The following is an 18,171-nucleotide window of genomic DNA, read 5'->3' as shown; positions in this document are numbered from 1 at the left end:
TTTTAAGTTATTGCAGTATTTCAGAATCCTTTATATTTTTACCAGAACATATAAGAGTATAGTAAACTCGAATATTTTTTTACCTATTTCAAAATATGAATAAGTAAACGCTTAAATTTGTATAACAAATTATAAAGTCTTGCTCACATCACTTTACATAAAAAATTACGCACTCATAGATGAGTTAAATGTTGCATTTAATAATGGTTTAACTATCATTACAGGAGAGACAGGTGCCGGAAAATCTATCTTATTAGGTGGTCTATCTTTAGTTTTAGGCAAACGTGCAGATTTAAGTCAGGTGAAAAATGCAGAAGAAAAATGCATTATAGAAGCCGTATTTGACATTGCTAATTATGATTTAAAAGAACTATTTAAGGTTTTAGATTTAGATTATGATGTGCAAACTATTATTAGACGCGAAATTTTACCTTCAGGAAAATCAAGAGCCTTTATTAATGATACACCTGTAACCTTAGAAAGTTTAGTCGCTTTGAGTAGCTACTTAATAGATATTCATTCGCAGCATCAAACACAACAATTAACCCAAGACGATTATCAGTTTAAAGTTATAGATGCTTTAGCTGAAAACAAGTCTAATTTGGAAACATTTTCAAAAGGCTTAGTAGCGTATAAGTCACTTCAAAAAGATTTAGAAGAATTAAAGCTTTCTAAGGCTGAATTGATAAAAGAATACGATTATAATCTGTTTTTATCTAACGAGTTAAAGGAAATAAATTTAGAGAAAATTGATCTTGAAGATTTAGAAAATCAATATGAAGAGCTCAATAATGTAGAAACCATAGGAGAGAAGTTAAGTAGTTCTAAAGTCATATTAAATACCGAAGACCTTGGTGCCATAGATCAATTAAAAGCTGTAAAGCAAGAATTATCTAAAATTGCTGGTTTTGGTAAATTATATGAAAGCTTAAAAGCTCGTATTGATAGTGTTGGAATTGAACTCGAAGATATTTTAGTTGAGTTAGATAATTTAGAAGAAAATTTATCTACAGATCCGCAAGAATTAGAACAAATTGGTAGTAAACTTCAAATTATAAACAATCTATTTCAAAAACATTCGGTCTCAGAAATTGAGGAATTAATCACTATTAAAAATGATTTAAAATCTAAAATTGACAATACCGAAATTTTAGACGATACCATACGCCTTAAAGAAGAGCAGATTTTAAAATTAGAAGAGAAGCTTAATCAAGTGGCTTTAAAAATCCATAATAAAAGAAAGAAAATTATTCCAGTTTTTGTTTCAAAATTAGAGGCTATACTTTCAGATTTAGGCATGCCAAATGCAAAGTTTAAAGTAGAATTAGAAACTACTCGTCATTTTCTTAAAAATGGAAAAGACAACTTACAATTTTTATTTATGGCTAATAAAGGGTCTAGTTTTAACGAGCTTAAAAAATCAGCCTCAGGTGGAGAACTGTCACGTATAATGTTGGCTATAAAATCTATATTGGCTGAATATATTCAGTTGCCATCTATAATGTTCGATGAAATTGATACGGGTGTTTCAGGTGAGATTTCAAACAAAATGGGAGAGATAATGAAGCAAATGAGTAGTCAAATGCAAGTATTTACTATTACACATTTGCCTCAAATTGCAGCCAAAGGCAACTCGCATTTTAAAGTGTTTAAAACAGATATCGAAGAAGTAACACATACACAGCTTAAAAAATTAAATGAAGACGAACGTATCGTAGAGATTGCTCAGATGCTTGGTGGATTAAATATTACAGATTCAGCAATGGCACATGCAAAGCAATTGTTAAATTAATTAATTTTAAAAGATGAAACGGTATTTTATAATTCTATTATTTGCAGGTGGCCTTGTGTGTCTTGCTTGTGATAAAGATGATCCTTGTGAGGTTAATCATGTAATTATAAACGGAGAATGTGTTCCTGACTATATTTTTCCAGATAATAGCGTCGTATTACAAAATGGTGATAAATATTATCATAAAAAATTTGGTCTCATTATATATAAAGACGGCCAATGGACAGATAAATGGAATAATATTATTGAAGAATTATAACCTAAAATCAATTTATAAGCTAACAGTCGCAATTTTTAGACTTTAAAAAACAAACAACTAAAACAATAACCATATGTCATACAATTTACTAAAAGGAAAAAAAGGAATCATATTTGGAGCTTTAGACGAAAACTCTATTGCATGGAAAACTGCTGAACGTGTACATGAAGAAGGTGGTACGTTTGTATTAACCAATGCACCTGTTGCTATGAGAATGGGACAGATAGATGAATTGGCAAAAAAAACAGGTTCTCAAATTATTCCTGCAGATGCAACTTCGGAAGCAGATTTACAAAATTTAGTAGAACAATCTATGGAGATTTTAGGAGGTAAAATTGATTTTGTTTTACATTCAATAGGTATGTCTATTAATGTTAGAAAAGGAAAACACTATACAGATCAAAATTATGCATGGACACAAAAAGGAACAGATGTGTCAGCAATGTCTTTTCATAAAGTTATGCAAACACTTTACAAAGCTGATGCCATGAATGAATGGGGAAGTATTGTAGCTTTAACGTATATGGCTGCACAACGTGTATTTCCTGATTATAACGATATGGCAGATAATAAGGCATATTTAGAAAGTATTGCACGTAGCTTTGGCTATTTCTTTGGTAGAGATAAAAAAGTACGAGTTAATACCATTTCGCAATCACCAACACCAACTACAGCAGGTTCAGGTGTAAAAGGTTTTGATGGATTTATAGCTTATGCAGAAAAAATGTCGCCTTTAGGTAATGCAACTGCAATGGATTGTGCAAATTATACTGTGACACTATTTAGTGATTTAACAAAACGAGTAACGCTTCAGAATTTATATAACGATGGAGGATTTAGTAATATGGGGGTCAGTGATGCTGTTATGGAAACCTTTGTAGATAATCAATAAGCAACTCAATAAACAATATACTTTTAGCCGTTATGTTAATTATTACATAGCGGCTTTTTTATCGCTTTTAAAATTCATGAATTTTGACAGTCTAATTGAAGTAAAAGAGTCAATTATTTTAAAATATAGCCTAAATGTTTTTTGTCGGTATTTTCGACATTTCAACGATTTGAAAGTTAAACTAAAAGTTATTCTAAATAATTAACATATTTTTAAAGAATTACTAACTTAAAAATACAATTTTATGAAAAAAATTACGCTTTGCTTATTTGCACTGTGTTGTTTTGCCTTTTCTTGGCAAGGACAGTCGCAAATATTTATTGACGAGTCATTAGATTCAGGAGTGCCTGCAGATTGGACTAACACTTATTATTATTCAAATACAAATGTAGATTACTTATGTGAAGGTACAGGGAATGTATACAATAATTTATATTATAGTACTTGGACTGAAGAGGCTTTCGATGGAGATTTAACTTCTCCTAATTACGTAGGTGTCTCAAATGAGACAGATACAACAGTTGAATTTCAATGGAATGCTAGACCATATTCTACTAATGCAGTAGATTATATTATTCATGTAGAGTATTCAACTAATGATGGTACAGACTGGAATTTAATTTCTTCTTTTGCGGTTACAGAAACAACAGCTTGTACGCAATACTCTGATGTAATACCTGCGGCTAGTCTACCAAGCGGATCAGATTTTAAATTTAGAGTAAGAGGTGAGTGGGTATCTGGTGACAGTTATTTTTATATAGATAATATTTATATTACTCAGGCTATTAGCTGTCCACAACCTTCTGATTTATCAGTTTCTAACTTAGAATCAAATCAAGCAGTTTTATCTTGGGTAGAAAATGGTTCTGCATCTTTGTATAACGTTGAAGTTGTATTAGCAGGAGATGCTCCAACTGGTATTGCAACTGATACTGGTGTTGCAAACTCATTTACTAAAACTGGTTTAGCTGCAGATACAGCATATGAATTTTACGTGCAAGCAGATTGTACAGGTGGTGATGTAAGTGCATGGGTTGGACCTGGATATTTTTATACAGGATATTGTGTTCCTGAATCTACAAATCCTGGTACCTATACAGATTCATTTACTGTAACAGGTGCTTTAATGGATACATCAACAAGTGAAACAGGTTATACAGGTACTGGATACGCAGATTACTATGATACAAATACAATTGAAAGCTTCGAAGGAGGTGCATTTGATTTTTCAGCTACAATTGTTGGAGGAACAGCTGGTTATGCTGTTTGGGTAGATTGGAATAATGATTTTATATTCGATGCTGACACAGAAACCGTTTACAATACAACAGGTTATGATAATGGTCCATTTGAAGCTACAATAGCCGTGCCAAGTGGAACAGCTATGGGTGACTATAGACTAAGAACTATGGTAGATTATAATGATTCTAATCCTAATGATGATGCCTGTGCCTTTGGTTCTGGAAGAGGTGAGGTAGAGGATTACAAACTAACTATTGTAGCTGCGCCTACTGATGCTATGGATTTTAATAATGTACAGTGGGTAACTGATGGTGTTAATGGTAGTGATGTATCTTTATCGATTAGCGCTGGTACAGCGGTAACAGTGTATGCTAAAGGGTACGAAGCTGGTGTTACCGATGCAGAAGGTGCAGGTGCTGGTGTTGAATGTTGGATTGCAATTAATAACGAGAATACTGATCCTGCAACTTGGGACAACGCGCTATGGAAAGTTGCTACATATAGCAGTGATTCAGGTAATGATGATGAATATGCATATACCACTTCAGATACTCCACCTGGTACAAACTATGTAGCTGCAAGATGGCGTTTAAATAACGCAGCTTATACTTATGGAGGTTTCAATGGCACTTGGGATGGGACTAACAATGTAAGTATTGAGCTTGTTGTAGATCCGGTAGCTAATGATGATTGTGCAGGAGCAATTGCATTAACTGTAAATGCAGATTTTGATTGTGCAGTAACTACTACAGGTACTATTCAATACGCTACTGCATCAGGTGAAGATGAAGCTACATGTTTTGGTACTGAAAATGATGATGTATGGTTTTCTTTTGTGGCAACAGCAGAATCTCATAAAATAGATTTGTTAAATGTAACAGGTGATCCAACTGATTTGTATCATTCTGTTTGGTCAGGGGCTTGTGGGACACTTACAAACATAAACTGTAGTGACTCTGATAACAGTACTTTAACAGGATTAACGGTAGGTGAAACATATTTGTTAAGAGTAAATTCATATAGCACAGCAGCTAATCCAACGACAACTTTTGATATTTGTATTGGAACACCACCACCACCACCAGCAAATGATGATTGCGAAGGAGCAGTAGTATTAACTGTTGAAAATGAAATTACTGATTTAGCTTCTGCAACACAAGTGTCAGGAACTATTGCTAGTGCAACCGACTCAGGTATTGCAGCTTGTGCAGGTAGTAATGCAAATGATGATGTTTGGTATAGTTTTGTAGCTACTTCAACAGCTGCTAATATTGATGTAACTGATGATTTTGATGGGGTAATTGAATTATTTAGTGGAGCTTGTGGTAGTTTAGTCTCAATTGAATGTGATGATTATGATTCTACATATGGTAACCCAAGAATTAGTCGTACTGATTTTGTGGTAGGTGAAACTTACTTTGTAAGAGTATTTTATTATAGTGTAGGCCCAACGTCTACACCAAATTTCACAATAGCCTTATGGTCTCCAGATGAAGCGTTAAGTGTAAACAATTTTGAAACTGAAGCCGCATTCTCTTACTTTCCTAACCCAGTTAAAAATACATTAACATTAAATGCTAAAAATACAATAGAGCAAGTGGCAATGTATAATATGCTAGGACAAGAAGTATTAAGAGTTTCACCTAACTCAGTAGATAGTAATTTAGACATGTCTAGCTTACAAACAGGTACTTATTTTGTTAAAGTAACTATTGCAAATGTTACAGAAACAATAAGAGTGATGAAGCAATAAGCTTAATCAACATATAATTACAGAAAAGCCGCTATTTTAGCGGCTTTTTTTTATTTAAAAACCAAGACTTCAATGCGTCATTTTAATTTAATGGTGGTCTATGCATTTAAAGCTCATGTAACTATTAAAAGTTGCGCTTGGTTTATTTATCTTTGTTACCTATGAATGACATTGATTTTTCCTTTATTATTCCAGTTTATAATAGACCAGATGAAATTAAAGAACTCCTAGAGAGTTTTTTAAATTTTAAAGGTCATCGTAGTTATGAAATTGTCATTGTAGAAGATGGGTCTACAGAAACTTCAGAAAACATAGTTGAGCAATTTAGTAATCATCTAAATATTTCATACTATTTTAAACCCAATTCAGGTCCAGGTGATTCTAGAAACTTTGGTATGACAAAAGCAAAAGGAAGCTATTATATTATTTTAGATTCAGATGTTTTGTTGCCGTCAAATTATTTAATAGAAGTTGAAACGTTTTTAAATGCATCTTATTACGATTGCTTTGGTGGGCCAGACGCGGCGCATTCGTCGTTTACAAATCTGCAAAAAGCCATTAATTTTGCTATGACTTCGTTTATAACAACAGGCGGTATTAGAGGTGGAAAACAAAAGCTTGAAGATTTTCAGCCAAGAAGTTTTAATATGGGATTGTCTAAAAAAGCATTTTTAGCTTCTGGTGGTTTTGGGAAAATTCATCCAGGTGAGGATCCCGATTTGTCATTACGTTTACACCAATTAGGCTTTAAAACTACGCTAATTGAAACGGCTTTTGTTTATCATAAACGCAGGGTCTCTTGGTCTAAGTTTTATACTCAAGTTTACAAATTTGGTATGGTAAGACCAATTCTTAATCAATGGCATCCTAAATCTAAAAGTTTAGTGTATTGGTTTCCTACTTTATTTAGTTTAGGGATAATTGTTTCAATTATATTGGCATTATTACATATAAATTTGCCATTATATCTTTATGGTTTATATTTTACTTTAGCTTTTGTAATGGCTTTAATTTCAACCCGAAGCATCAGTGTAGCGTTTCAGGCTTTATTTGCTATAATTATTCAGTTTGTAGGCTATGGTTATGGTTTTTTAAAGTCTACATTTAATCTGGTTGTTTTGGGTAAGCACCCAGAAGAGGCATTTCCACAACTTTTTTTTAAAGTATAAATGAATTCTAAGAAAAAAATAAACATATTAGACTACTTAAAAAAGAAAAGCGTTAAGCGTTTTAGTCTGTTCTTTGCCATTGCATTTGTGTTTTTAATTATTTCTAAGTTGTCTAACGATTATAAACAGACAATACAACTAAAAGTGAATTTAGTCGATTTTGAAGATGAAATTTTGTTAGAAAATGACTCGATTAATTATATTAATGCGTATGTAGAGGCTAAAGGCTTTTCATTAGTGCCGCTAATGTTTAATAGTTATAGAGGGCTTGTTTTAAACGCAAAAAAAGATGTGACTGTAAAATCCAATCATTTTTTGTTCGATGTACAAAAGCATAAATATTTAATAGAAGATCAATTAGGTCATTCCTATAAATTACTTTCTGTTTTACCAGATACACTTTTAATTTCATTTTCTAAGAGAGCTTCAAAAATGGTTCCTATAACTTTAAAACAGACTATTAATTATGCTGTAGGTTATGATTTAAAAGGGGAACTTAAATTTGATAAAGACAGTGTGAAAATTGTAGGTTCAACTTCTGAGGTCGACAAAATTACTCACATTAATACTGAGAATTTAACCCTTAATAATGTTAAAAACAATATTGAAAAAAACGTAAATTTAGATATTTCAGGTTTTGAAAATATTGAAATATTTCCAAAGTCAATTTCCGTATCAGGAGAGGTTGCTAGATTTACAGAAGGCATTGTAGAAGTTCCTGTTACTATAACCAATCAGCCCAAGGATGTTACAATTAATTATTTTCCAAAAACAGTTAGTGTTTCCTATTATGTAGATTTAGAAAGCTATAACGCTATCAAAGCTTCAAATTTTAAATTAGAATGTGATTATACAGACTTAAATGCAAACCAAACGTATTTAGTACCTAAAATAGTAAAGAAGCCAGCGTCTGTAAAACATGTTAATATAAAACAGAAACGAATAGATTTTATAAAGTTATAAGATGATAGTAGTAGGATTAACAGGTGGAATAGGAAGTGGGAAAACAACGGTTTTAAAGTGTTTTCAATCGTTTGGAGTACCAGTTTATATTGCAGATGTCGAAGCCAAAGCTTTAATGAATCGTTCTAAAATTATTAAAAGAAAACTTATTCAGTTGTTTGGTGACGCTGCTTATGTAGATGATACATTAAATAGACCGTATTTATCTTCAAAAATTTTTAACGACAAGACCTTACTCTCTAAAATGAATGCGATTGTACATCCAAAAGTTGCATCGCATTTTAAACGTTGGCTAAAAAAGCAGGATTCACATTATGTTATAAAAGAAGCCGCTATTATTTTTGAAAACCACCTTGAAAATCAATACAATTACATTATCACAGTAGTTGCAGATGAAGATCTACGAATACAACGTGTAATGAGGCGAGATAATACTTCAGAAGAAAAGGTGAAATCAATTATTAAGAATCAATTGTCTGATAAAGAGAAAATTGAAAAGTCAGATTTTGTAATTACAAATAATGATTTGGAATCAGCAAAAAAGCAAGCTTTAGAAATTCATCAGCAAATACTTCAAGATATTAACAAAAAATAAAAGAATTTCTTTTGTTAATGTAAGGTTAAACCTAATTTGTACTAAATGTTAAAATGTTAAATTTGACTGATGGGTAAAAAATTATTTGTCTTATTGATAGTCTTAATGAGTTTATCTCTCATTGGAATAATTTTTGTGCAATCATTTTTTATTAATAATAGTTTAGAAAATGAAGACAAAAATTTTACACTAAGTGTAAAACGAGCTTTAAGTTTTGTGTCTAATTCAATTGAAGAAATGGAGTTAAGAGATGCATTTTCAAAGCTTCAACCTCACTTAAATAAAGACACTAAAGTAGATTCGGTAAAAATAAGACAGCTTTTTATTACATCAGAAGATGATTTAAATGACCTCACTATAATAAATCGTAATACGGTTTTAGAAGAGCGTCTTAAAGTCCCTTCGTTGTTCTTTGAAATTGATGCAGACAGTTTTAACATTAGTAAATTAACTAATGAGCGTGTTAAAGAAGTTTATAGTAATTCCAGTTTAGATGGTAATACCTCTATAAAACCTATGCAACGATTGGTCGAGATTTCATCTATGCCAATTATTGAAAAGCAAATGTATGAAGATGTTATAAAGGAGTATTTAAAAGATATTCCAATTTATAAACGTGTTACGACTAAACAAGTTGAAGCTTTCTTAAAAAGAGAACTGAAGGATGAAGGCATAGATTTAAATTTTGAGTTTGCTATTTATGATGATGATTTAGCAACAAAGGTGCAAACCCAAAATTTTGAAAAAGAAAAGGCTTATGGTATTCCTGTGTTTTTAGACAATAATAAAGAGAGTAATTATAATCTTTGGGTCGATTTTCCGGATAGAAAAAAGTATTTAATATCCTCTGTACTAAAGATGGGATTTTTGTCTATACTATTTACAAGTATTATTATCATAGCTTATGCTAGTGCGATTTATCAATTAATAAAGCAACGACAAATATCACAGATAAAAACAGACTTTATTAATAATATGACACATGAGTTTAAAACGCCAATTGCAACCATCAATTTAGCATTAGACTCTATAAAAAACCCTAAAATAATTAATGACCAAGAAAAGGTGAAACGTTATTTAGGAATGATAAAAGAAGAAAATAAGCGTATGCATGCTCAAGTAGAAAATGTATTGCGTATTTCTAAATTAGAAAAAAACGAACTTAATATTAGTAAGGAACATATAGAATTACACGACTTAGTAGAAGATGCTATTACACATGTAGAATTAATAGTTGAAGATCGTAAAGGCTATGTGAAAATGCATTTAAACGCTGCTGAGTCATCAGTTTTAGCAAACGAGACACATTTTACAAATGTGATTGTTAATATATTAGATAATGCTATTAAGTATTCAGATGATGCACCAAAAATAGATGTGTATACTGAAAACGTAGGAAATAATATTATTGTAAAAATAGCAGATCAAGGTAATGGAATGTCAAAAGCTGTTGCCAAACGTGTGTTTGAAAAATTTTATAGAGAACACACAGGTAATGTGCACAATGTAAAAGGACATGGCTTAGGTTTAGCCTATGTAAAAAGAATAGTAGAAGACCATCAAGGTCATATATCAGTAGAAAGTGAAAAAGGAAAAGGCAGTACTTTTATTATAAAGATGCCGTTAATATCTTAAAAACGAATTATGGAAGAACAAAACAAGAAAATTCTTTTGGTAGAAGACGATCCAAATTTTGGAACCGTTTTAAAAGATTATTTAATGATGAACGATTACGACGTTGTCCATGCCAAAAATGGAATGGAAGGTTTTGAAAAGTTCAAAAAAGACGATTACGATCTTTGTATATTAGATGTGATGATGCCTTATAAGGATGGCTTTACATTAGCTAAAGAAATTCGCGAAAAAAACACAGACGTTCCTATTATTTTCTTAACCGCTAAAGCGATGAAAGAAGATGTATTAAAAGGTTATAAAGTAGGAGCAGACGATTACCTTAATAAACCTTTTGATAGTGAGGTTTTATTAATGAAAATTAAAGCTATAATTCAGCGTAAGGCAACAGATACGGTTGCAGATAGCAAACAATTTGAATTTAAAATTGGACGTTTTGATCTCAATTCAAAACTTCGTTTCTTAAAATTCGATGGAGGTGAACCTTCAAAATTATCGCCAAAAGAAAACGAGTTGTTACGTTTATTGGCATTGCATGAAAATGATTTAATGCCTAGAGAATTAGCACTGACTAAAATATGGAGAGATGATAATTATTTTACCTCTCGTAGTATGGATGTGTATATTGCTAAATTGCGTAAATATTTAAAACCAGATCCTAACGTAGAAATTTTAAATATTCACGGAGAAGGCTTTAGGTTGGTTATTAACAACAAATAAGTTTTATATCCTTTTTTATACCTCAAAAAAAATCCAGTTTATTACGCTGGATTTTTTTGTGATGGATATTATGTAATTACTCATTCTTACTAACTAAATGGTAATGTTTACTTTTGGTGATTAGATGCAATATATTGTATAATAGCGTTAGCGTCAGTTTTATAATCAAACCATTTAATTGCGTCATCTTTTCTAAACCATGTGAGTTGTCGTTTGGCAAAACGTCTGGTATTCTTTTTAATTTCAGAGACAGCAAAATCTAGAGAGTCATTACCTTCAAAGTATTCAAATAACTCTTTGTAACCAACAGTATTTAGTGCATTAAGATGCTTTTTTGGTAATAGAGCTTTTGCTTCTTCTAATAATCCGTTTTCAATCATTAGATCTACACGTTGGTTAATTCTATCATAAATAACAGAACGTTCAGCATTTAAGCCAATACTAATGGTCTTAAAGTCTCGATTTTTTTCAGGATTGGTAAGAAAAGAAGTATATGGTTTTCCTGTACCAATACAAATTTCTAGAGCTCTAATAACACGTTGCGGATTGTCTACTGCTATAGTTTTAAAAGCCTCTGGATCTAAAAGGTTGAGTTGTTCTTGTAAAGTATTTAAACCCTCTTTTTCTAGTTGAAGATTAAGGTTTTCTCTAATATTAGAATCAACTTCAGGAAAATAGTCTAAGCCTTTTGTTACAGCTTTTACATATAATCCAGAACCTCCAACCATGATTACAATAGGGTTGTCTTTATGTAATTCTTTTATTTTAGAAATGGCATCGCGTTCAAAATCACCAACATTATAATTTTCATCTATAGATTTATGCTGAATAAAATGATGTGGTGCAGCATTTAGTTCTTCTAAAGAAGGTACAGCAGTTCCAATAGACATTTCTTTGTAAAATTGTCGAGAGTCTGCAGAAATAATTTTAGCTTTAAAATGTTGGGCAAGTTTAATACTTAATGCTGTTTTTCCAATCGCAGTTGGACCAACAACGGAAATGACAATTTTGGGATATATTTTAGGCATTATTTAATCTACAATAAAGGATTGAGTTCATTTCCACAATTATAGCAATAATCTGAATTATCTTTGTGGTCTGATGCATGACAATTTGAGCAATGTTGCGAATTGAGGTGAATAGTAATATTGTCAGATGGACTATTTCCATTAGTTTTTAATGCTTCATTTTCGGCATCTTCTTTTTGACCACTTCTAACATATTCTGCAGAAACAATCCCTGTAGGTACTGCAATAATACCGTAACCTAAAATCATGATAAAAGTTGTAATAAATTGTCCTAGAGCTGTTTGTGGGGCGATATCTCCAAATCCAACAGTAGTTAATGTTACTACACACCAATAAATACTTTTTGGTATGTTGTCAAAACCATTGGCTTCTCCTTCTACTAAATACATAATAGTTCCAAAAATGACCGAAGTAATCATTACAGCAAATAAGAAAACCATAATTTTTACACGACTTGCAACTAACGATGCTTTTAGGTGATTTGATGCTCCTAGATACCTAGCCAATTTTAAAATTCTAAAAACTCTCAGTAGCCGTAATGCCCTTAAGGTTACTAAAGCTTGGGAACCAACAAAAAAGAAAGATAAATACATTGGTATGGTTGATAAGAAATCGATGATTCCAAATGAACTAAATATATATTTGAATGGTTTTTTTACTGAAATTATTCTCAAAATATATTCAATAGAAAATAGTATAGTTACAATCCATTCACCAATATGTAAAAGTTCATGGTACTTTTCATCTATGCTTACGACACTTTCTAGCATAACCAGCACAATACTAACCAATATGAATATTAACAACAGTATATCAAAAAGCTTTCCAGAAGGAGTATCAGCTTCATAGATAACTTCATGTATTCTATTTCTCCAATTATGTTTTTGATTCGATATCATATTCTAAATGTACGAAAAGTTAATTTATAGTTTCTAAAGTTTTAGGTTGTGGTTTATTTATTGTGTTGTAAAAAAACCTAAAAAAAAACTAAAAAAGCAGCAAATAATGCTACAATTTTTAAGTTATATGTCTTGTATATATTAGTTTAAATTTACTATTTTAAGTCTTTTATTTCTTCTCATATAACTCTGAATAATATGCTGCGTGTCTCTGTTGTTTTCCATTGGAGTTATAAGAGATTCCAAAATAGCTCTGTTATTTATTTGATGGTTTAAATCAAAAAAGCCCATTCCTTTAAATATACCATTTTCTATTAAAAACACACTTTTTTCTTCTATAGCTCTCCCTTTATCGATAATTAGCATGTTTTTATTAGCATAACTATACTTTTCTATTAATGAATTTACCCTTTTATTATAGGCATCAACAGGCTCTTCATTAATACATGCTCCAGAACATTCTTTTACTTCATATTTAAAACAACTTGTTTTTGTGTTGTATAAACCGGTGAGTTTTTGGCATAGATTAAATTCCTCGACAGCTTTAAAGAGAAAGTGTTTACCACTTGTTCTTGTACTAAAGGTTGTAATAGGCATTTCTTCTCTGTTAGATTTATCAATAAAAAGATTTATATAGCCATTTTTATCTGTAAAACTGTAAAGGGCATGGGTAAAAATAGTTCTTCTTAAAGCTCTATTAAAGATGGGTTTATTTGCTTTTATTTCTGCACTTTCTTTTAATAAAGCCGCAAGTTCGCTTCCTGTTTTTTCGTAGGTAACAGTACTAACTAGTTTTTGAATTTTTTTAGACTTAGAGTTCTTACCTGTAAAATGCTGAATAATTCGTTTTCTAATATTTTTACTTTTTCCAATATAAATAATTTCACCTTCTGTATTATGAATATAGTACACTCCTGTATCTGACGGCAATCCTTCTATAATTGTTGTAAGGTTGGTTGGAATATTAGATTTTTTTTCAATTTTAACAGCATCTCTAATAATAACTTTTTCTAAATCTTTGTTTAATAGCATTTTAAACAACTTTACAGTGGCCATTGCATCTCCATTGGCTCTATGTCTATCACTCATAGGAATACCTAATGCTCGTGTTAGTTTGCCTAAACTATAGGATTCCATATCAGGAATGAGTTGTTGAGATAGCTCAACCGTGCAAAGTGTTTTTCGTTTAAAAGGAAAGCCTAAACGTTTAAATTCGGTTTTAAGAATTCGGTAATCAAAAGAAGAGTTATGGGCTACAATAATACAATCTTCAGTTATTTCAACAATACGTTTTGCAACTTCGTAAAATTTTGGTGCGTTTTTAAGCATATTAGAATTTATGCCTGTAAGATTAACAACAAAAGGTTGAATTTCCCGTTCGGGATTTACCAAAGAAATAAATTGGTCAGTTACTTTATGACCATCAAATTGGTAAATTGCAATTTCAGTGATGCCTTCTTCATTGTACTTTCCACCTGTGGTTTCTATGTCTAGTATTGCGTAGATAGCGTTAAGTATTTTACGTTTTTACGAACAGAGTTAAGCAGTCTTTATAATTCTAAAGACAGCTTTGTTATACTTTCTTCGGGTAACGTGTTAATTATAATTTCGAGAACCAAATATACTACTTCCAACGCGAATCATGGTGCTTCCGCAATCAATAGCTAATTTATAGTCTCCACTCATTCCCATACTAATGGTTTTAAGTTCAGGGTGTAGTTGTTTAAGTTCTGTAAATGTGTGACTTAGGCTTTTAAATTCTTTTTTTATCTGATTTGTGTCATCAGTAAATGTGGCCATTCCCATTAAGCCAACAACTTTAATATGCTTTAATTCAGAAAACTCATTGGATTTTAGTAGGTTAGAAGCATCTTCGGCAGACATCCCAAATTTGCTGTCTTCTTCAGCGATTTTAATTTGAAGTAAACAGTCTATTATTCTATCGTGTTTTTGGGCTTGCTTATTAATTTCATTCAGTAATTTGAAGCTTTCTACACCATGAATTAGGCTTACAAATTCAGCCATATATTTTACCTTATTTCGCTGAACATGTCCTATCATGTGCCATTCAATATCTTTTGGCATTTGTTCATGCTTTTCTGCCATTTCTTGGATTTTATTTTCTCCAAAAATGCGTTGTCCAGTATTATAGGCTTCCATTAAATCACTGATTGGTTTCGTTTTTGAAACGGCTACAAGTGTAACGTGCTCAGGTAAGGTTGATTTAATTTTTAATAGGTTTTCTTGTATAGACATAATTATTTAATCTCTAGTTAGTGCATAGTATATAACATATAGCCAACTGAATATTCCGTGTAAAATTGCCCATAGAATTGATTTATTTCTGTCCCATGAGATTACAACAGCAATAACACTACCTAAGCCAACTCCACTTTTTATAACGGTATCAGAGCCTTGGTTTTGAGAAAAGCAGGCGAAGCTAATACTTATAAAAAGTAATAATAATATATATTTTTTAGTCATAATTTAATATTCATAAATAGTGATTCCACTTCTCAACTTCGGAAGAATGTAAGTGCTTTTAGGTGGCATTGTTAAACCATCGTCTGCAATTTGTTTCATTTGTTCTACATTAGACGGACACATACCAAAACCAATCTTAAACTTTCCGCTATCTACACTGCTTTTTATAGTAATCATGTCGTGTTGCCCATTAACGTATGAAATACGACTATCATCTCGTAAATCATCAATACCTAAAATTGGTTGAAGTATGGTTTTGTATAACAATTGTGCATCTAATTTATCTAAGGATGTTTTAAATTCATAGCTTGTTTTTCGTAAATAAAGGGAGTAAAACTCACCATCTAAATACATACTAAAATGATGTGGTTTAGATGGTTTGTAAGGCATTAGTCCTCTGTTTTCAATACGATAAAAAGTATCTAGTTTAATTAAAAACTCTTCCTTGGTTAAACCGTTTAAATCTTTAATAAGTCTATTAAACTCGTGTATTACTAAATCCGATTCTGGAATTAAATACGACATAAAAAAGTTATAAGACTCACAGCCTTTATGATTGGTGTTCTTTTCTTTTTCATCTTTAAATAATAAGTATGACGACGCAGATCTATGGTGACCATCAGCAATATAAATTGTGCCCATTTTTTCAAATTCTTTTTGAATGGTAGCAATGGTCTCTTTTTTATCTATTTTCCATAAATAATGCGTGTCTCTGTAAGTCATAGTAAACTCAAACTCGGCATGTCGTGTGTTTTGAGTATCTGCTATAATGTGTGCAATAACCGCATTGTCAGGATAGGTGAGTAGCACTGGTTCTGCATTAAAGCCAACCGTTTGTAGATAACTTTTAAACGTTTCTTCGCGTTTGGCTATTGTATCTTCATGCTTTTTTATAATGTCATTTTCATAATCTTCTGCGCTAGTAGCCGCAATAATGCCACTAAATTCTTGTCCATGCCGATTTACTATTTTATAAACATAGAATGATGGCTTTTCATCTTGAACAAAAACACCCTCTTCTTTAAATTCTAAATATCTATTTTTAACCAACCTATAACGTTCTTCACCTGTAACTTCTTGATCGTATTTATAACCAGGATTTACAATATGTAGAAAGCTATACGGGTTATAAGCCATTCGAGATTCTCGTTCATCAACTGTATAGCTTTGATAAGGGCGCGCAGCAACAAGACCAACAATTGCTCTTGTGGGTCTTACGGCTTTGAATGGGACTATTTTTGGCATGTTTTAAGTAAAAAGTGCTGAGTAAAAAGTGAGAGTTCTTTTTTAGGTAATTTCACTTTAAATTAAGATTCGCTTGAACCGAATTTTTAGGATTCAATATCATATAGTTTAATAAATTTGCTATGTCCTGTGATTCTTTCAGTAAGTTGTTGTAGCTTTCATTTGAAATATAGTCACAAGCTAAAGCAAATTCTAGCCAAGTTTGTGTTTCACCATTTTCAGCATCGCAACCTGTAAGTTTACTAATAAAGTGTTTCGGATAGCGTCGTTTTCGATAGGCTTCAGGTAAATTAGCACAAACACTTCGAGAAGACCTTCTAATTTGACCCGTAAGTGAATACGTTTCTTCTTTAGGAAATTTTTTAGAAAGATGAAATATGTCCATTGCTAATTTAAAACCTTTTTTATAAGCCAATAAATCTTGTACTTTCATTAATTACTGTATTAATTGAGTAATCTTACTTCACACTTCACACTTCACACTTCACACTTCAAACTTCAGCCTTTACACTTTACACTTTTTACTTCAAAAACTGCCCAGCAACCTTCTCAGCCTTTCGGCTTTCAGAGTAATCATAAAAACCTTCACCAGATTTAACACCTAATTTTCCTGCCATTACCATATTAACTAATAAAGGACAAGGTGCATATTTAGGGTTTTTAAAGCCATCGTACATCACATTAAGAATGGATAAACAGACATCTAAACCAATAAAATCGGCCAATTGTAATGGACCCATTGGATGTGCCATCCCTAATTTCATAACTGTATCTATTTCTTCAACACCTGCAACTCCGTTGTAAAGCGTTTCAATAGACTCGTTTATCATTGGCATTAAAATACGGTTAGCCACAAAGCCAGGATAATCATTCACCTCGGTTGGTACTTTACCCAAAGTTTTAGAGAGTTCCATAATAGTAGAAGTAACGTCATCACTTGTATTGTAGCCTCTAATAATCTCTACCAATTTCATAATTGGCACAGGGTTCATAAAATGCATGCCAATAACTTTGTCAGGTCTAGAAGTAACTGCTGCAATTTGCGTTATTGAAATTGAAGATGTATTTGTAGCTAAAATGGTATTTTCATTACAAATCTCACTAAGTTGTTTAAAGATTTTTAGTTTTAAATCGATATTTTCTGTTGCAGCTTCAACAACTAAATCGGCATTTTTTACACCTTCTTCTGTATTTGTAAAAGTTGTAATTTTTCCTAAAGTTTCAGTTTTATCTGATGCGCTAATTTTTTCTTTAGCGACCATACGATCTAAGTTTTTGGCAATAGTATCCATGCCGCGTTTTAAAGACGCTTCACTAATATCAATAAGTTGAACGTTAAATCCTGATTGTGCAAAAGTATGGGCAATTCCATTACCCATAGTTCCTGCGCCTATAACTGCTATGTTTTTCATTAAAAATTTTAATTTTTATTCCTGTAAAAACAGGAATCTGTTAATCTAATATTTATCTGATTTGATAAGATTTTTGCTTTAAAGAG

17 protein-coding genes are annotated in these 18,171 nt (G+C 31.6%); 9 read left to right on the top strand and 8 right to left on the bottom strand.

The window, feature by feature from the left end:
* The first annotated feature begins 139 nt into the window (after positions 1 to 139).
* The 9 genes from recN (at position 140) to ABD730_RS03465 (ending at position 11,017) form a co-directional block, all read left to right on the top strand.
* Positions 140 to 1,792: a DNA repair protein RecN gene (gene recN, locus ABD730_RS03505; RefSeq protein ID WP_334469517.1), complete on the top strand. Its 1,653-nt coding sequence runs from the start codon at positions 140 to 142 to the stop codon at positions 1,790 to 1,792.
* 13 nt (positions 1,793 to 1,805) lie between these two features.
* On the top strand, positions 1,806 to 2,051 hold the full coding sequence (locus ABD730_RS03500; protein ID WP_334469519.1) for a hypothetical protein: 246 nt from the start codon (positions 1,806 to 1,808) through the stop codon (positions 2,049 to 2,051).
* Between the two features lie 73 nt (positions 2,052 to 2,124).
* On the top strand, positions 2,125 to 2,943 hold the full coding sequence (locus ABD730_RS03495) for an enoyl-ACP reductase FabI (RefSeq protein ID WP_344712598.1): 819 nt from the start codon (positions 2,125 to 2,127) through the stop codon (positions 2,941 to 2,943).
* Positions 2,944 to 3,187: 244 nt separating this feature from the next.
* Positions 3,188 to 5,938 (top strand): GEVED domain-containing protein, encoded by a 2,751-nt coding sequence (locus tag ABD730_RS03490; protein WP_344712596.1) that lies wholly within the window; start codon positions 3,188 to 3,190, stop codon positions 5,936 to 5,938.
* Positions 5,939 to 6,099: 161 nt separating this feature from the next.
* Entirely contained in the window at positions 6,100 to 7,107 is a 1,008-nt protein-coding gene (locus ABD730_RS03485; RefSeq protein ID WP_344712594.1) for a glycosyltransferase family 2 protein, read from the top strand.
* A complete protein-coding gene (locus ABD730_RS03480) occupies positions 7,108 to 8,070 on the top strand; it encodes a CdaR family protein (protein WP_334469527.1) in 963 nt (320 codons plus the stop codon).
* A gap of 1 nt (position 8,071) precedes the next feature.
* On the top strand, positions 8,072 to 8,665 hold the full coding sequence (gene coaE, locus ABD730_RS03475) for a dephospho-CoA kinase (protein ID WP_334469529.1): 594 nt from the start codon (positions 8,072 to 8,074) through the stop codon (positions 8,663 to 8,665).
* 69 nt (positions 8,666 to 8,734) lie between these two features.
* Positions 8,735 to 10,300, top strand: coding sequence for a sensor histidine kinase (locus ABD730_RS03470; RefSeq protein WP_215924908.1), 1,566 nt, complete (start codon positions 8,735 to 8,737; stop codon positions 10,298 to 10,300).
* 9 nt (positions 10,301 to 10,309) lie between these two features.
* Entirely contained in the window at positions 10,310 to 11,017 is a 708-nt protein-coding gene (locus ABD730_RS03465; protein WP_215924907.1) for a response regulator transcription factor, read from the top strand.
* A 107-nt stretch (positions 11,018 to 11,124) separates the two neighbouring features.
* Here the strand turns inward: ABD730_RS03465 and miaA are convergent, their stop codons facing one another.
* The 8 genes from miaA to ABD730_RS03425 form a co-directional block, all read right to left on the bottom strand.
* Complete coding sequence (miaA, locus tag ABD730_RS03460; protein WP_344712589.1) at positions 11,125 to 12,045, bottom strand: tRNA (adenosine(37)-N6)-dimethylallyltransferase MiaA; 921 nt, start codon at positions 12,043 to 12,045, stop codon at positions 11,125 to 11,127.
* Positions 12,046 to 12,053: 8 nt separating this feature from the next.
* On the bottom strand, positions 12,054 to 12,944 hold the full coding sequence (locus tag ABD730_RS03455) for an ion transporter (RefSeq protein WP_344712587.1): 891 nt from the start codon (positions 12,942 to 12,944) through the stop codon (positions 12,054 to 12,056).
* Between the two features lie 141 nt (positions 12,945 to 13,085).
* The gene (locus tag ABD730_RS03450) at positions 13,086 to 14,450 is read right to left on the bottom strand and encodes an exonuclease domain-containing protein (RefSeq protein ID WP_344712685.1); all 1,365 of its coding nucleotides are present in this window, start codon (positions 14,448 to 14,450) and stop codon (positions 13,086 to 13,088) included.
* Between the two features lie 90 nt (positions 14,451 to 14,540).
* Positions 14,541 to 15,200 carry a YggS family pyridoxal phosphate-dependent enzyme gene (locus ABD730_RS03445; RefSeq protein ID WP_344712585.1) on the bottom strand — a complete coding sequence of 220 codons (660 nt, stop codon included), beginning with the start codon at positions 15,198 to 15,200 and terminating at the stop codon, positions 14,541 to 14,543.
* 6 nt (positions 15,201 to 15,206) lie between these two features.
* Complete coding sequence (locus ABD730_RS03440) at positions 15,207 to 15,428, bottom strand: hypothetical protein (protein WP_334469542.1); 222 nt, start codon at positions 15,426 to 15,428, stop codon at positions 15,207 to 15,209.
* Positions 15,429 to 15,431: 3 nt separating this feature from the next.
* Positions 15,432 to 16,673: a DUF1015 domain-containing protein gene (locus ABD730_RS03435; protein ID WP_344712582.1), complete on the bottom strand. Its 1,242-nt coding sequence runs from the start codon at positions 16,671 to 16,673 to the stop codon at positions 15,432 to 15,434.
* A gap of 52 nt (positions 16,674 to 16,725) precedes the next feature.
* Positions 16,726 to 17,106, bottom strand: a complete 381-nt coding sequence (locus tag ABD730_RS03430) for a four helix bundle protein (RefSeq protein ID WP_344712581.1) — start codon at positions 17,104 to 17,106, stop codon at positions 16,726 to 16,728.
* An 88-nt stretch (positions 17,107 to 17,194) separates the two neighbouring features.
* Positions 17,195 to 18,085, bottom strand: a complete 891-nt coding sequence (locus ABD730_RS03425; protein WP_344712579.1) for a 3-hydroxybutyryl-CoA dehydrogenase — start codon at positions 18,083 to 18,085, stop codon at positions 17,195 to 17,197.
* Between the last annotated feature and the right edge of the window lie 86 nt (positions 18,086 to 18,171).

The sequence above is a fragment of the Winogradskyella damuponensis genome, assembly GCF_039538385.1.
Taxonomy (GTDB): domain Bacteria; phylum Bacteroidota; class Bacteroidia; order Flavobacteriales; family Flavobacteriaceae; genus Winogradskyella; species Winogradskyella damuponensis.
The sequence above is the reverse complement of the archived record's forward strand: the minus strand, read 5'-3'. Positions and strand labels throughout refer to the sequence as shown.

Excerpts from the sequence above, each read along its gene's own strand:
- ABD730_RS03500 (WP_334469519.1), top strand. The coding sequence starts at position 1,806 with ATGAAACGGTATTTTATAATTCTATTATTTGCAGGTGGCCTTGTGTGT.
- ABD730_RS03495 (WP_344712598.1), top strand. The coding sequence starts at position 2,125 with ATGTCATACAATTTACTAAAAGGAAAAAAAGGAATCATATTTGGAGCT.
- ABD730_RS03490 (WP_344712596.1), top strand. The coding sequence starts at position 3,188 with ATGAAAAAAATTACGCTTTGCTTATTTGCACTGTGTTGTTTTGCCTTT.
- ABD730_RS03485 (WP_344712594.1), top strand. The coding sequence starts at position 6,100 with ATGAATGACATTGATTTTTCCTTTATTATTCCAGTTTATAATAGACCA.
- ABD730_RS03480 (WP_334469527.1), top strand. The coding sequence starts at position 7,108 with ATGAATTCTAAGAAAAAAATAAACATATTAGACTACTTAAAAAAGAAA.
- coaE (WP_334469529.1), top strand. The coding sequence starts at position 8,072 with ATGATAGTAGTAGGATTAACAGGTGGAATAGGAAGTGGGAAAACAACG.
- ABD730_RS03470 (WP_215924908.1), top strand. The coding sequence starts at position 8,735 with ATGGGTAAAAAATTATTTGTCTTATTGATAGTCTTAATGAGTTTATCT.
- ABD730_RS03465 (WP_215924907.1), top strand. The coding sequence starts at position 10,310 with ATGGAAGAACAAAACAAGAAAATTCTTTTGGTAGAAGACGATCCAAAT.
- miaA (WP_344712589.1), bottom strand. The coding sequence starts at position 12,045 with ATGCCTAAAATATATCCCAAAATTGTCATTTCCGTTGTTGGTCCAACT.
- ABD730_RS03455 (WP_344712587.1), bottom strand. The coding sequence starts at position 12,944 with ATGATATCGAATCAAAAACATAATTGGAGAAATAGAATACATGAAGTT.
- ABD730_RS03445 (WP_344712585.1), bottom strand. The coding sequence starts at position 15,200 with ATGTCTATACAAGAAAACCTATTAAAAATTAAATCAACCTTACCTGAG.
- ABD730_RS03440 (WP_334469542.1), bottom strand. The coding sequence starts at position 15,428 with ATGACTAAAAAATATATATTATTATTACTTTTTATAAGTATTAGCTTC.
- ABD730_RS03435 (WP_344712582.1), bottom strand. The coding sequence starts at position 16,673 with ATGCCAAAAATAGTCCCATTCAAAGCCGTAAGACCCACAAGAGCAATT.
- ABD730_RS03430 (WP_344712581.1), bottom strand. The coding sequence starts at position 17,106 with ATGAAAGTACAAGATTTATTGGCTTATAAAAAAGGTTTTAAATTAGCA.
- ABD730_RS03425 (WP_344712579.1), bottom strand. The coding sequence starts at position 18,085 with ATGAAAAACATAGCAGTTATAGGCGCAGGAACTATGGGTAATGGAATT.